Below are 14,313 nucleotides of genomic sequence, written 5' to 3'. Positions count from 1 at the left end.
CCGCCTGACCATGCGGATGACGATGCCTGCCAGGCCGGTCTTCTGGCTCGGGATCAACCCGCGTCCGGTGCCTTCCCGTCATCGACAGTGGCATTTACCGGCGCGGTCCCCCTCACAGCGTTGGGCACGCCACGGAATTCAACCGTGTTCCCGATTCTCCCGCTTGCGGCGGGCACCAGGCAGTACCAAAAACCTTACGCCGAAGTGCTGAGGACGCCAATGCTTGCAGCGACGCGAATGGACGCAGTCGCGATTTTCCCCAGTCATCGGCCGCCCGTGCATGGCCTTTGTCGATCCGGGTCACTAGATTAGGACGATGACCACCCGTCTCTACACCCATCCGATCTTCCTCGAGCATCTCACGCCGCCCGGACATCCCGAGCGGCCCGACCGCTTGCGTGCCATCGAGCGCGTGCTCGATGAGGAAGCCTTTGCCGGGCTCGATCGTATCCAGGCGCCGGAAGGCGACGAGGCCACCATCCTCTACGCGCATCCCGCCGATTTCGTCGCCCGCGTGCGCGCCGCCATTCCCGACGAGGGGATTGCCCGCATCGATGCCGACACCACTGCCAGTCCGAAGAGCTGGCAAGCGGCGATCACCGCGATCGGCGCCGCTAACGCCGCCGTCGATGACGTCTTTTCGGGCCGCGCCGACAACGTCTTCGTCGCCGCCCGGCCGCCCGGCCATCATGCCGAAAAGACTACGGCCATGGGCTTCTGCCTGTTCAACACGGCGGCGATCGCGGCGCGTTATGCGCAGAAGAAACACGGTGTCGAGCGCGTTGCCATCGTCGACTGGGACGTGCATCACGGCAATGGCACGCAGGACATTTTCTGGGACGATCCGTCGGTGCTCTATTGCTCGACACACCAGATGCCGCTTTATCCCGGCACCGGAGCGAAGACCGAAACGGGCGCCGGCAACATCGTCAACGCACCGCTGGCGCCGCAGACCGGCAGCGAGGTGTTTCGCGATGCCTTGCTGTCGCGCGTCCTGCCCGCGCTCGACAATTTCGCGCCTGACCTGATCATCATTTCGGCGGGTTTCGACGCGCACCACCGCGATCCGCTGGCCGAGATCAATCTGACCGAGGATGATTTCGACTGGGCAACCGGCCAGCTGATGCAGCGCGCGGCACGCCACAGCGGCAACCGGCTCGTCAGCCTGCTCGAGGGCGGCTACGATCTGCAAGGATTGGCATTTTCGGTCGCCGCCCATGTCGGGCGACTGATGAAAGGATGAATGATGGCCGATGAGACCAACGAAGACGTCAAGGCGATGAGCTTCGAGCAGGCACTCGATGCGCTGGAGAAGATCGTCGATGATCTGGAGCGCGGCGACGTGCCGCTCGACCAGTCGATCAGGATCTATGAGCGTGGCGAGGCGCTGAAGGCGCATTGCGACCGGTTGCTGAAGGCCGCCGAGGACAAGGTCGAGAAGATCAGGCTGTCGCGCGACGGCAAGCCGGTCGGAACGGAGCCGCTCGACGCGGATTGAGGCCCGGTCCGAACATAGGCTCGCCTCACCGGTTTTTGGACATGATCATGATCGAGGATATAACTCGTCCCGATTGAAACAGCTCAAGGACAAGAGGAGATACGGAAGCGATGTGCAGAAACATCAAGACCCTGTTCAATTTTGATCCGCCGGCAACCAATGACGAGGTGCGCGACGCGGCCCTTCAGTTCGTCCGCAAGCTGAGCGGAACGACGCGACCCTCGAAGCAGAACCAGCACGCCTTCGACCATGCCGTCGAAGCCATCGCGGCCTCGGCGCGCGAACTGCTCGATTCCCTGGAAACCCATCAGCATCCGCGTAATCGCGAAGAGGTGGCGGCCAAGCTGCGGGCAAAGGCGGCTATCCGCTTTGCCTGATGCGGCCAGGCGGCCTTCGACCACCGACAAGGAGAGTCCATGAGCTTCTTCCCCGGGAAAGACCCTGAGGCAGGCGACGCGTTTGCCAGCGACCAGATCGAATTGATGGTCGTCCCGAACGCCAAGGACATCGGCGGTTTTCAGGTGCGCCGTGCCCTGCCGACGGCAAAAAGGCGGCTGGTGGGGCCGTTCATCTTCTTCGACCGCATGGGCCCGGCGATCCTGCGCGCCGGCCAGGCGCTCGACGTCCGTCCGCATCCGCATATCGGCCTGTCGACGGTCACCTATCTGTTCGACGGCAAGATCCGGCATCGCGATTCACTCGGCACCGAAATGGTCATTCAGCCCGGCGACGTGAATTTGATGACCGCCGGCCGCGGCATCGTCCATTCGGAGCGTACGCCGGAGGAACTGCGTGGTGCGCCGATGTCGGTGTCCGGCCTGCAGACATGGCTGGCGCTGCCGGACGACAAGGAAGAGGTGGCACCGGTTTTCGAGAACACAGGAGCGCTCAGGCTTCCCGAGATCGATGCCGAAGGCGTCAACGGGCGCCTCATCATCGGCGATTTCCAGGGATTGCGGTCTCCGGTCAGGGCCGACTCGGAGACGCTCTACGCCGACCTGCGCCTGGCGCCCGGCGCCAGCGTGAAAATCCCTGCCCATGCGGAAGAACGCGCCATTTACACGCTGGAGGGCGAAGTCTCGATTTCGGGCGATGTGTTCCCAGCCGAACGGCTGCTGGTGTTCCGTCCCGGTGACGAGATCGTCGTGTCGTCGCAGACCGGGGCGCATTTCATGCTGTTCGGCGGCGCCTCTCTTGGTTCGAAGCGTTACATCTGGTGGAATTTCGTCTCGTCGTCCAAGGAGCGCATCGAACAAGCGAAAGAGGAATGGAAGACGGGCCGCTTCGACATCGTTCCCGGAGACGAGGAAGAGTTCATCCCGCTGCCGGAAAGCTGATGCCCGTCGCCCAAGGTGGCCTGGTTTTGGGGAAACGACATGCATGGAAACAAAAGGTCACGGCCTGATCCGCGTCACTGACACACATTTACTTTCGCCGGCCGGCGGCTTATTTCGCCCATCAACCGAAAGCCCGAGCACCGTGAACGCAACGCCGCATACGCCGCTTCTCGACAAGGTCCGCATCCCGGCCGACCTGCGCACGCTTGCCGAAAGCGAACTGCCACAATTGGCGTCCGAGCTTCGCGCCGAACTGGTCGACGCCGTGTCCCGCACGGGTGGTCATCTGGGCGCAGGGCTTGGCGTGGTCGAGCTGACAGTGGCGCTGCACTATGTCTTCAACACCCCCGATGACAGGCTGATCTGGGATGTCGGCCACCAGGCCTATCCGCACAAGATCCTGACCGGCCGCCGCGACCGTATCCGCACGCTGCGCCAGGAAGGCGGCCTGTCCGGCTTCACCCGCCGCGCCGAAAGCGAGTACGATCCGTTCGGTGCCGCCCACTCCTCGACATCGATATCGGCGGGCCTCGGCATGGCCGCCGCCCGCGATCTCTCCGGCGGCCGCAACAGCGTCATTGCCGTCATCGGCGACGGCGCCATGTCTGCCGGCATGGCCTATGAGGCGATGAACAATGCCGGTGCGCTCGATGCACGGCTGATCGTCATTCTCAACGACAACGACATGTCGATCGCGCCGCCGACCGGCGCGATGAGCGCCTATCTGGCGCGGCTGGCCTCCGGCAAGGCCTATGTCGGCCTGCGCGATTTCGGCAAGAAACTGACGTCCTATCTCGGCAAGCGCGCGGATCGTGCGATCACAAGGGCGGTCGAGCATGCACGCGGCTACGTCACCGGCGGTACGCTGTTCGAGGAACTCGGCTTCTATCACATCGGCCCGATAGACGGCCACAATCTGGAGCACCTGATCCCGGTCCTGAAAAATGTCCGCGACAATGGCGAAGGCCCGGTGCTCATCCATGTCGTCACTCAGAAGGGCAAGGGCTATGCGCCGGCCGAAGCCGCCGCCGACAAATATCACGGCGTCAACAAGTTCGACGTCATCACCGGCGCGCAGGCCAAGGCGCCAGCCAACGCACCGGCCTACACCAAGGTGTTCGCCGAAAGCCTGGTCCAGGAGGGCCGCGAGGACGAGCGCATCGTCGCCGTCACGGCCGCTATGCCGAGCGGCACCGGTCTCGACCTGTTCGGCGAAGCGTTCCCGTCGCGCACCTTCGATGTCGGCATCGCCGAACAGCACGCGGTGACCTTCGCCGCCGGCCTTGCCACCGAAGGCTACAAGCCGTTCACGGCTATCTATTCCACCTTCCTGCAGCGCGCCTATGACCAGGTGGTCCACGACGTCGCTATTCAGAAACTGCCGGTGCGGTTTCCCATCGACCGCGCCGGTTTCGTCGGCGCCGATGGCGCGACCCATTGCGGCGCCTTCGACACCACCTTCCTGGCGACACTGCCGGGTTTCGTCGTCATGGCGGCCGCCGACGAGGCGGAGCTGCGCCACATGGTGCGCACCGCGGCGAGCTATGATGAGGGTCCGATCGCCTTCCGCTATCCGCGCGGCAATGGCGTCGGCGTCGACATGCCGGAGCGCGGCTCGGTTCTCGAAATCGGCAAGGGCCGCATCGTCAAGGAGGGCACCAAGGTTGCATTGCTGTCCTTCGGCACGCGGCTGCAGGATTGCCTGATCGCCGCGGAGGAGCTAGGTGCTGCCGGGCTGTCCACCACGGTCGCCGACGCCCGTTTCGCCAAGCCGCTCGACCAGGATCTGATCCGGCGGCTGGCCCGCTCGCATGAGGTGCTGGTGACGGTGGAGGAGGGCGCCGTCGGCGGCTTCGCCAGCCACGTGCTGCAGTTCCTTGCCCATGAGGGCCTGCTGGAAAGCGGCCTGAAGGTGCGTCCGCTGGTGCTGCCCGACGCGTTCACCGACCACGCCAAGCCGGAAAAGATGTATGCCGATGCCGGGCTCGATGCCGCCGGCATCGTGCGCACCGTGTTCGTGGCACTCGGGCACACAGTCCACGCCCAGCGCGCCTGAATCAAAGTCTCAAAGACTTGAATCAGTTTGCCGGCAAGCGATCTTAAGGCTTTGTTTACGCTGCCGTTTGGCGCTTTGCTTACCGTGTCTCTTGGCCGTTTTTCAATGGCGCCCTGCTAGTTCGTGATCAGGCAGGGAGATAACAACAATGAAAACGCTTCTGTGCGGCGCAGCACTTTGCGCCGTTATCATCGCGCCGGCCACAGCCGAAACGCGCTATGACCGCAGCCTCGAAAAGGCGGCGATGGGCATCATCGCCGCCAAGATGGGCGACATCCGCGGCGGCTTTTCCTTCAAGCAGGTGCCGCAATTGGTGGTTCTGCCCGCCCCTGTTCCCGCGCCTGCGGTTGCCATCGAGCCTGCACGCGAGCAAGCTTCGGGCGGCCGTGAGGATGGCTTGTCTCCAGCCGTCGAGCGCCCGGTTTCGCGAACCGTATTCTGAGCTGAAGACCAACAAGCCTTGATCGGGATTACCCGATCGTTTCATCGCGCTTGCCGCTGTGCAGGCGATCTAAAAAGCGTCGGCGATGCTACTCCGCCGCAACCAGCTCCGCTTGCTGCGCCGATTTCTCGGGGCGCCAGGATTGCGCCGCGTGGCGGGCGCGGTCTGCCAGGGCGGCTAGGCGTCCGCGCAGGTTTCGTCCACCCACCACCGACGACAAGATCACCGAATGCGTCGCAAAGCGGCGCTTGAAATCCTCGCCGCCGCAGAGAAAATCGATCGTGGTCAAGCCCCGGTCAAACGACCACTGGATGTAATCCATCATCAAGACCATCCCCGGCGAGGCCCGTTCGAAGGCCGGATCATAGGTGGTGACGAAAGCCATCATCGTTCCATGCTGCTCGAAATTGATCGAGATGGCGATGATCTCGTCTTCGCGTTCGAGCACGAAGATGCGCAGCAATCCAAGCTTGGCCAGAACGGATATGAGTGCCGCCAGCGCGGGGGAGCCTTCGTCGAAGAGGTCCGAAACGCGGCCGTGTTTTGCAAGCCACAACCGCTTCAGCGCCGCGACGCGCTCCAGCACCGGCTCGCGGGCTTCCTGTGCATCCATCAGGCGGAAACGCAGCGCGCCGCCTTCCTCCATGAATTTGTAGCCACGGCGATAGTTTTGCCGAGTTTTCTTCGACTGGCTTTCAAACCATTGTGCGCCGCGTTGCCCGGCGCCGGAAACTCGATAGCTGACCTCGCTGCGGTGGCTTGGCTGCAAGATATTGCTCTGGCCTGGGGCGGCGGGACCAAGCAGGGTCCGGAATCGGGCATCAGGCAACAGACGATTGAGGTAGGCAAGATCGAAGCCGCCATCGTCGAGGATATGTTGCCAGAGTTGCGGCAGGATCTGTGGCTCGGCATCGGGAGCAACCAGGACATCGCCATAGTCGCAGTGATCTTTCGCCGCCCATTCCAGCATACGGATGCCCGAGCGCCAGAAGGTCGCGAGCGCAATGACGGCCTCGAGACGCTCGCCGCTCCAGACCAGGCCGATCCTGAGACCGCGACGGTCCTGATGCGGTGTGGTGTGCCACCAGGCCGAGATCCAGTCGGGATGCTGGAAAACGAGGCCGCCGGCGCGTTGCCAGAGCGCTGCCCAGGCGGGCGCGATTTCTGCCAGTCGCGCTGGCGAGGTCGCAATTTCGATCCGGTGCGTTCGCGGCATCCGGAACACGGCGGGTCCGTTCATGGCTTCCCCCTTTGCGGCGATTGCTGTGGCTCGGGCTTGTCGGTGCGGAAATGTCTGGCGATCTGCCGCCACATCCGCTTCAGCGGCAGGACATAGAGGCCTGCGAGCGACTGGTAGTCGCGCACGTTGCGTTCGATCAAACCGAACTTGAAGTCCTCGTCGGGTCTCGGAACGCACAGGGTTCCGAAGAGCCGATCCCAGAACGAGAAGAGCAGCCCGAAGTTCTTGTCGTAGTGGCGCGGGTCGGTGCTGTGGTGCAGCTGATGCCAGTGCGGGCACAGGATCAGATTGTTCAACGGTCCAAACGAGATCTTGAAATGCGTGTGCCTGACGAAATCCATCATCAGGATGTTGCGTATGATGTAGACGTTGACGCCGAAGACCGTCAGCTCGACGAGGTTGAGCGACACCAGCGACCAGATGCCGAAGCAGATGCCGGGAATGACGCCGTCCCAGGCCCGGTTCATCAATTCGTCGAGCGGGTGGACGCGATCCTTGGTGATGCCGACCATCACCTCGGCCGAATGGTGGACCTTGTGCAGTTCCCAGAGCACCGGGTAGCGGTGCTGGGCGACGTGGTAGAGATAGTACGAGATGTCGTACGCAAGCAGCATGGTGATGGTGAAGATCGTCACCGTCACCGGCCCTGCCGGTCCTTCGATCAGGGGCGGCTGGATCGCCAGCAGCGTGGAGAGCAACCAGTTCGTCGCATAGCCGACGGCGCTGACGAAGACGACGCCGGCGGGCAGCATGAGGAATGGCATCAGCGCCTTCCGCGTCACCCAGAACAAAAGGTCGGCTTTCGCCGAAGGGTGCGTGATGACCTCATGCGGGACTGCGAACTCGAAAAACTCTTTCCAGCTCTTTTTCTCGACCGTGCGCCAGTAGGCGACCAGGGCGCTGACCAAAGCAGTCAGCAACAGAAGTCCGGTCGCCAGCAGGCCGGCGCCGGAAATCCGGTCAAGAACCTTGTAGACGATATCGCTGGCCATTTCCAAGGTTGCCGCCTCTTCATCCGGCTTTTCCGGTCGTCGCGGTCATAACATTGAAGTCCTCAAGCAAATGCGATGAAAATTGGTTAAGAAATCATGAGGCTTTCTAGATTTTAGGCACTTATCGGCAGGCGACGAGACCTCATGCTTCGGCGGTCATCCGTCTCAACCGGCGCAACGATAGATATTCATAGGGTGGTCGGCGTGACGGAACGCCTCACCATCGCCGCGGTCCAATGTGCTGGGCGTGATGATGGGAACGTGAGACGAGATGCTTCCGGCCGGTGCTCTTGCCATCGTCATCGGCTTTCGCCATGAAGGCCGATGAATTCCCCTCTGCCAGCCAGCGCACGCCAGCGGCTCGACGACCTGCTCGTCCAGCGCGGGCTGTTTGCCAGCCGCTCACGTGCCCGCGACGCGGTCGATCGTGGCACGGTGACCGTCGACGGCGTCATTGCGCGCAAGCCCGGCCAGAGCGTTTTGCCGCAATGCCTTGTTGCCATCGATGATCCGGCGCAAGGCTATGTGTCGCGCGCGGCACTCAAGCTGATCGGTGGGCTCGATCATTTCGGCCTCGACCCTGCCGGCTGTGAAGCGCTCGACATCGGCGCCTCGACCGGCGGCTTCACCCAGGTGTTGCTCGAGCGCGGCGTGGCCCATGTCACCGCGGTCGATGTCGGTCATGGCCAGATGCATCCTGATATCGGCGGCGACCCGCGTGTGACGGTGATCGAAGGACTGAACGCCCGCGATCTCGCCGTTGCCGATCTCAGCGGGCGTATTCCGGATTTCATCGTGTCCGACGTCAGCTTCATCTCGCTGAAACTGGCGCTGCCGCCGGCGCTTGGTCTGGCGAAGGCTGGCGCCAAGGCCGTGTTTCTGGTCAAGCCGCAATTCGAGGCGGGCCGTGATGCGATCGGCAAGGGTGGTCTGTTGAAAGATCCCTACGACGCCTCCCGTGTCGCCGGCCTGCTGCAGGATTGGCTGGACTCCGTGCCAGGCTGGCGCTCGCTGGGGCTGCATTTATCGCCGATCGAGGGCGGCGACGGCAATCGCGAATTCCTGCTCGGTGGGATCAAGGACCGATGAGCGCGCGCTTCAGCATCAGGAAACTTGGCGCTCAGGGCGACGGTGTCGCCGAGACCGAGACAGGCGATCTGTTCATTCCCTTCACACTGCCCGGTGAAACGGTCACCGCCGCGCGCCAAAGGGATCGCGCCATGCTGATGGCGGTGCTGGAATCATCGCCGCTGCGCATCGATCCCGCCTGCCGCCATTTCACCGAATGCGGTGGTTGCGCGCTCCAGCATTTCGAAGCCGGAGCCTATCGCCAGTGGAAACGCGAAAAAGTGGCGCACATCCTGAAGGGCAAAGGCATCGATTGCGAGATCGGCGAACTGGTCGCCTGCGCGCCGCAGACGCGCCGCCGTGTCGTGCTGGCCGCCCGGCGCACCGATACAGGCATGCTGCTCGGCTTCCATCGCCATCTGTCGCCGGAGATCATCGCCATATCGGAATGCCCGATCTCGCTTCCTGAGATCGTCGCTTCGCTCGATCGGTTGAAGGCGCTCGCCGAATTGGTCTGCGCAACCACCAAATCGTTCCGGCTGGCGGTCACCGTGACCGGTTCGGGTCTCGATGTCGCGGTTCACGAATCCGGCAAGCTGGGGGAGCATCAGCGCCGCATCGCTGCCAATTTCGTCATGGCGCAGGGCTTTGCCAGGCTGTCCATCGATGACGAGATCATCATCGAGCCGAAAAAGCCGGTTGTCATGTTCGGCAGCGTCGCTGTCGCCTTGCCCCCGGGCGCGTTCCTGCAGGCAACCGAGGCCGCCGAACAGGCGATGGCCGATATCGTCGGCGGACATCTGAAGCGTGCCAAGAAGGTGGCGGATCTTTTCGCCGGCTGCGGCAGCTTTGCTCTGCGTCTGGCCGCGAAGTCGGAAGTTCATGCGGTGGAGGGCGATGCGGCAGCCCTTTCGGCCCTCGACCGTGGATCGCGTTTCGCCACTGGCTTGAAGCGGGTGACGGGTGAACGCCGCGACCTGTTCCGGCGGCCGTTGACGTTCAAGGAATTGAATGCCTTCGACGGTGTGGTGTTCGATCCGCCGCGCGCCGGCGCCGAGGATCAGTCGAAGCAGATCGCCCGCTCGGATGTGCCGTACGTCGCCGCGGTGTCCTGCAATCCGGTGACGCTCGCGCGAGATTTGCGCATCCTCATCGACGGCGGCTACATCCTGAAAAGCGTGACGCCGATCGACCAGTTCCTGTGGTCGCCGCATGTTGAGGCCGTGGCGTTGCTGGAGAAGCCGAAGCGGAGGCGGTAGGTCGCTTGTGCTTGAGTTGCGCGTGAATTGGGCTTATTTTGATATCGTACGCATCAAACTATGCTAGGTAATCGTCATGAACTCCGCAGCCCTCGAAGTTCCGGCGTCACGCTTTGGCGAGGAACGGTCGCCTTACCTTTCGGCAAGGCGTGTCGCGGAACAGCTTGGTGTCAACCTGACCGAATTGGCCGGCCTGATCGGGGTCGCGCGCAACACGCTTGCCGCCAAGGCCGGCGCGCGCAAGGTCGACGCCGCCCTCAGCCCGATCGTCCGCATCCTGTCGATGGCCGGTGAAATGGCCGGCGGCGAGCAACGTGCGGCGATCTGGTTTAAGCACCAGCCGATCCCCGGCTGGGCGGGAAAGACCGCCTACGACCTGGTTCGCGAGGGCAAGACGGACAAGGTGCTTGCCTATCTGGAGGCCGTCCGCTCCGGCGTGTATGCCTGAGATCAGCCTGACCTTGTGGCGGGCCTTCGTACCGCGTTGGGCGCATCTGCCGCTTTCGGGCGAGGGCGCTGCCCACTTCGGCGGTCGCTGGAATCCAATTGGCGCTTCAACGATCTATGCGGCGCGCGAATTGTCCACCGCCTGGGCGGAGTACAATCAGGGCTTTGTCCAGCATCCGGCGTTAATTGCCCAACTTGAGCTCTCGGGCGCGCGCTTGGCCGATCTGACCGATGCCGCAATGCTGAGCGAATTGGCCATGACGGCGGGCATTCACCAATGCGAATGGCGAGACATGCTGGATCAGGGCCTTGTGCCCGAGACCCACAAGCTGCGGGATCGCCTGCTTGCCGATGGGGTGAACGGCGTGATCTATCCGTCCTTCATGTCGCCCGGCGGCACGTGCGTTGCGCTCTGGCGCTGGAACGAGGATGGCGCACCGCGCCTGGAGGTCGTCGACCCCGACCGTCGTCTGCCGAAATCGCCGGCATCCTGGCTTTAGGGCAACTCAGATGGGCGAGTAAGCTCGTCGACTGTTCTTATCAAACCCTGGTGCCGCCCACCGTCATCTGGTTCATGCGCAGATGCGGCTGGCCGACGCCGACGGGCACGCCCTGTCCGGCCTTGCCGCACATGCCGATGCCGGTGTCGAGTTTCATGTCGTTGCCGATCATCGAGACGCGGTGCATGGCGTCCGGACCGTTGCCGATCAGCATCGCGCCCTTGATCGGCTGCGTCACCTTGCCGTTCTCGATCATGTAGGCCTCGGTGCAGCCGAACACGAATTTGCCCGAGGTGATATCGACCTGGCCGCCGCCGAAGGAGACGGCATAGATGCCGTTCTTGACCGAGGCGATGATTTCGTCCGGCTCCATGTCGCCAGATGTCATATAGGTGTTGGTCATGCGCGGCATCGGCTGGTGGGCATAGCCTTCGCGGCGGCCGTTGCCGGTCGCCTTCATGCCCATCAGCCGGGCATTCTGGCGATCCTGCATGTAGCCGACCAGCTTGCCATCCTCGATCAGCACATTGCGGGCCGAAGGTGTGCCTTCATCGTCGACGGTCAGCGAGCCGCGCCGCTCGGGCATGGTGCCGTCGTCGACGACGGTCACCCCCTTGGCGGCGACCTGCTGGCCGAGCAGGCCGGCGAAGGCCGAGGTCTTCTTGCGGTTGAAATCGCCTTCCAACCCATGGCCGACGGCCTCGTGCAGCATGACGCCCGGCCAGCCGCTGGACAAGACGATGTCGAAAGTGCCGGCCGGGGCCGGTATGGCCTCGAGATTGACCAGAGCTTGCCTGAGCGCCTCCTTGGCGGCGTGCTTCCAGCTGTCCTCGACCAGGAATTCGCCAAACGCCTTGCGGCCACCCATGCCGTAGGAGCCGCTCTCCTGGCGGTCGCCATCGCCGACCACAACGGAGACGTTGATGCGGACCAGCGGGCGGATATCGCGCACCATTTGGCCATCGGCGCGCACGATCTCGACATGCTGCCAGGATGCGGCGAGCGATGCCGAAACCTGACGCACGCGCGGATCCTCGGCGCGCAGCCAGGCGTCGATTTCCTGCAAGAGCTTTGCCTTGGCCTCGAAGGAAGGCGAGGGGATCGGGTTCTCTTCGCCATAGAGATGGCGGTTGGTGCGGGCAGGTGCCGCGGCAAGCGTGCCGGAATAACCGCCCTTGACGGTTGAAACGGCATCGGCCGCTCGCAGCAGCGAGGCCTCGGACAGGTCACTGGAATGGGCATAGCCGCTGGCTTCGCCGGCAACCGCACGCAAACCAAACCCTTGGTCGGTGTTGAAGTTGGCGGTCTTCAGGCGGCCATTGTCGAACATCAGCGCTTCGCTCTCGCTGTATTCGAGGAACAGCTCGCCGTCATCGGCGCCGTTGATGGTATCGGCGACGATCTGCTTGATGCGATCGTCTGAAATGTCGAATTGGCCGATCAGGCTGTTCATGGCGCATCCGTTCACAGGAGGAATGGGTCTTTGCCACGATGTAGGCGCGAAGGCACGCCGAGACAATCGCTCTGCCGCATTGTAACGACAAAAGCGGTTTGCCAGCAGCCCGTCGAAGTCACTTCTGGTTGAAGCCGGTGATGTCGCCGGGCTTTCAGGGGAGGGCGGCGAAGCCGTCGGCAAAGCCCTTGAGGTCAACCGGGATGCCGATGCCTTCTTCCGGGGTCTGGAAAACGATGAAGGTGGCCGACGTGCCGGTCTTCAGCGTGTCGAGAAGCGGCTTTTCGAGGATCACCTCGGCATAGCAGCCGTCCTGGAAGCAGCGCACGAAATAGGCGCGGCCGATATCCTTGCCGTCGACATTGAGGCCGAGCCCGTTGGGCAAAAGCACGCCGAGCGGCGCCAGCACGCGCAGGATCTCCGCCTTGTTGTCGGCGGTGCGCAGCACCACGACCGACAGTCCCATCTCCGGACGGTCCTCGGCGACGACGTTCTGCATCATCACGCATTGTTCCGAGGTGGCACCGGCCGGCGTGTCGCAGATGATCGACCATGCGCCATGTGTCGAACGCACGGTGCCGCTCGGCTGCGCGGCGTTGGCCGTGCCGGACAGCACGATCGCGGACAGGCCAATGCCAGACAGGGCGGCGAGAAAGATGACCTTCGCCCAGTTTCTCGAAAACCGAGAGTTTCTCGAAAGCCAGTAATTCATGACGGCTCCATTGCGAATCACGGCACTTTAAGCCGCGCCAAAGCCAAGTAAAGGACGAGACCGCACCAGGTCTGCCCCGAAAAAGCCAATTGGGCGCTTTTCCCTGCCAATTTCGCCCGAATTGCGACGTTCGGCACCTGCGGCCCGCGGGAATGCTGCTGCGGGCTCACTGTAGGCGATTCGGTGCTGCCGCGGCTGCCTCCAAAGGCATATCCGGGCTTGCGCGCAAAAATGCCGCACGGTTTCGTCCGCTCCTTTCTTGCGGAGGGAAAAAGAGTATGGTTTGAACCAGCTTGAAACTGTCGGGATTCCCGTCCCGGCATTGTTCGTTATTCTCGTGGGTACCGCAGCGAGGAACTGGGAGACGATGAGGGCGATGAGAAATTTCCTGGCAAACGCCAAGGTTCTAGCAAGTGCCAAGTTTCTAAGTGCTTGTGCCGCTGTCACGTTTTTCGCTGGCGCATCCGCCCATGCCGACCAGCCCAAGAACTGGGAGACAACCTTCCAGGCGCCGGCGACCGACATGATGCGGCAGATCGAGTGGTTCGGGAACTACACGATGTGGTTCATCGTTCCGATCACCATCCTGGTGCTGCTTCTCCTCGCCTATTGCATCGTCAGATTCCGTGCGAGCGCGAACCCGGTTCCGTCCAAGACCAGCCACAACACGCTGATCGAGGTGATCTGGACTGTCGGTCCGGTCGTCATCCTGCTTTGCTTGGCAATTCCATCGTTCCAGCTGCTGACCGCGCAATACACGCCGCCGGAAGAAGCGAAGCTGACCGTCAAGGCGACCGGTAACCAGTGGAACTGGGACTACGAGTACCAGACCGAAAACACGCTCTCCTTCAATTCCGCGATCCTTCAGGACACCGACCGCGCCGCCGCCGGCAAGGAGGACCGCAAGGTTTATCCGCGCCTGCTCGCGGTCGACAATGAACTGGTGGTGCCGGTCAACACCATGACCCGCGTGCTCGTTACCGCGACCGACGTGATCCACTCCTTTGCCATGCCGTCGTTCGGCATCAAGATCGATGCCATTCCGGGCCGCACCAACGAGACCTGGTTCAAGGCGGAGAAGGAAGGTATTTTTTACGGCCAGTGCTCGCAGCTCTGCGGCAAGGACCATGCCTTCATGCCGATCGCCATCCGCGTCGTCTCCGATGCGCAGTTCAAGACCTGGCTGGCGGCAGCCAAGACCGATCTGCCCGGCGCCAACAAGACGCTGATGGCCGAGGTCGACGGCCAGAACAAGGTAGCGGCCGCCGGCAACTGATGCCGCGGGTTAGCAAGATTTAGGGAACGGAGC

General features: G+C 62.9%; 15 protein-coding genes and 1 riboswitch. Of the genes, 11 read left to right on the top strand and 4 right to left on the bottom strand.

The window, feature by feature from the left end; translation table 11 throughout:
- Window positions 1-14: 14 nt before the first annotated feature.
- Window positions 15-195, bottom strand: a riboswitch (cobalamin riboswitch).
- Between the two features lie 121 nt (window positions 196-316).
- From EOB49_RS07570 to EOB49_RS07545, 6 genes are all read left to right on the top strand, one after another.
- On the top strand, window positions 317-1,243 hold the full coding sequence (locus EOB49_RS07570) for a histone deacetylase family protein (RefSeq protein ID WP_127380625.1): 927 nt from the start codon (window positions 317-319) through the stop codon (window positions 1,241-1,243).
- A gap of 3 nt (window positions 1,244-1,246) precedes the next feature.
- Entirely contained in the window at window positions 1,247-1,498 is a 252-nt protein-coding gene (locus EOB49_RS07565) for an exodeoxyribonuclease VII small subunit (RefSeq protein WP_023808624.1), read from the top strand.
- Window positions 1,499-1,608: 110 nt separating this feature from the next.
- The gene (locus EOB49_RS07560; protein ID WP_027035955.1) at window positions 1,609-1,875 is read left to right on the top strand and encodes a DUF2277 domain-containing protein; all 267 of its coding nucleotides are present in this window, start codon (window positions 1,609-1,611) and stop codon (window positions 1,873-1,875) included.
- A 39-nt stretch (window positions 1,876-1,914) separates the two neighbouring features.
- The gene (locus EOB49_RS07555; RefSeq protein WP_127321235.1) at window positions 1,915-2,835 is read left to right on the top strand and encodes a pirin family protein; all 921 of its coding nucleotides are present in this window, start codon (window positions 1,915-1,917) and stop codon (window positions 2,833-2,835) included.
- Between the two features lie 142 nt (window positions 2,836-2,977).
- Window positions 2,978-4,891, top strand: coding sequence for a 1-deoxy-D-xylulose-5-phosphate synthase (gene dxs / locus EOB49_RS07550; protein ID WP_127321234.1), 1,914 nt, complete (start codon window positions 2,978-2,980; stop codon window positions 4,889-4,891).
- Window positions 4,892-5,039: 148 nt separating this feature from the next.
- Window positions 5,040-5,333: a hypothetical protein gene (locus tag EOB49_RS07545; RefSeq protein ID WP_127321233.1), complete on the top strand. Its 294-nt coding sequence runs from the start codon at window positions 5,040-5,042 to the stop codon at window positions 5,331-5,333.
- A gap of 88 nt (window positions 5,334-5,421) precedes the next feature.
- Here the strand turns inward: EOB49_RS07545 and EOB49_RS07540 are convergent, their stop codons facing one another.
- Together EOB49_RS07540 and EOB49_RS07535 are read right to left on the bottom strand one after the other, a co-directional pair.
- Complete coding sequence (locus EOB49_RS07540) at window positions 5,422-6,303, bottom strand: GNAT family N-acetyltransferase (RefSeq protein ID WP_245469490.1); 882 nt, start codon at window positions 6,301-6,303, stop codon at window positions 5,422-5,424.
- A gap of 266 nt (window positions 6,304-6,569) precedes the next feature.
- A complete protein-coding gene (locus tag EOB49_RS07535; RefSeq protein ID WP_164748752.1) occupies window positions 6,570-7,565 on the bottom strand; it encodes a sterol desaturase family protein in 996 nt (331 codons plus the stop codon).
- A 324-nt stretch (window positions 7,566-7,889) separates the two neighbouring features.
- Between EOB49_RS07535 and EOB49_RS07530 the strand changes: the two genes are divergently transcribed.
- The 4 genes from EOB49_RS07530 to EOB49_RS07515 all read left to right on the top strand — a co-directional run bounded on the left by EOB49_RS07530 (window position 7,890) and on the right by EOB49_RS07515 (window position 10,839).
- The gene (locus tag EOB49_RS07530; RefSeq protein WP_127380623.1) at window positions 7,890-8,654 is read left to right on the top strand and encodes a TlyA family RNA methyltransferase; all 765 of its coding nucleotides are present in this window, start codon (window positions 7,890-7,892) and stop codon (window positions 8,652-8,654) included.
- The gene (locus EOB49_RS07525) at window positions 8,651-9,892 is read left to right on the top strand and encodes a class I SAM-dependent RNA methyltransferase (RefSeq protein WP_127380622.1); all 1,242 of its coding nucleotides are present in this window, start codon (window positions 8,651-8,653) and stop codon (window positions 9,890-9,892) included. Before EOB49_RS07530 ends, EOB49_RS07525 begins: the two co-directional genes overlap by 4 nt.
- A 76-nt stretch (window positions 9,893-9,968) precedes the next feature.
- On the top strand, window positions 9,969-10,340 hold the full coding sequence (locus EOB49_RS07520) for an antitoxin Xre/MbcA/ParS toxin-binding domain-containing protein (protein WP_127270326.1): 372 nt from the start codon (window positions 9,969-9,971) through the stop codon (window positions 10,338-10,340).
- Window positions 10,333-10,839 (top strand): RES domain-containing protein, encoded by a 507-nt coding sequence (locus tag EOB49_RS07515; RefSeq protein WP_127270325.1) that lies wholly within the window; start codon window positions 10,333-10,335, stop codon window positions 10,837-10,839. Before EOB49_RS07520 ends, EOB49_RS07515 begins: the two co-directional genes overlap by 8 nt.
- Window positions 10,840-10,879: 40 nt before the next feature.
- Here the strand turns inward: EOB49_RS07515 and tldD are convergent, their stop codons facing one another.
- Window positions 10,880-12,292: a metalloprotease TldD gene (tldD, locus tag EOB49_RS07510; protein WP_127380621.1), complete on the bottom strand. Its 1,413-nt coding sequence runs from the start codon at window positions 12,290-12,292 to the stop codon at window positions 10,880-10,882.
- 154 nt (window positions 12,293-12,446) lie between these two features.
- Entirely contained in the window at window positions 12,447-13,004 is a 558-nt protein-coding gene (locus tag EOB49_RS07505; RefSeq protein ID WP_127380620.1) for an invasion associated locus B family protein, read from the bottom strand.
- Between the two features lie 259 nt (window positions 13,005-13,263).
- Here EOB49_RS07505 and coxB point away from each other — a divergent pair, with 259 nt between their 5' ends.
- Complete coding sequence (gene coxB, locus EOB49_RS07500) at window positions 13,264-14,280, top strand: cytochrome c oxidase subunit II (protein WP_164781613.1); 1,017 nt, start codon at window positions 13,264-13,266, stop codon at window positions 14,278-14,280.
- The last annotated feature ends 33 nt before the right edge of the window (window positions 14,281-14,313 follow it).

It is taken from the genome of Mesorhizobium sp. M7A.F.Ca.MR.148.00.0.0 (assembly GCF_003997735.1).
In the GTDB taxonomy this organism is placed as follows: Bacteria; Pseudomonadota; Alphaproteobacteria; order Rhizobiales; family Rhizobiaceae; genus Mesorhizobium.
Note: the sequence above shows the minus strand (reverse complement) of the source record. Positions and strands in the feature narration are given on the sequence as shown.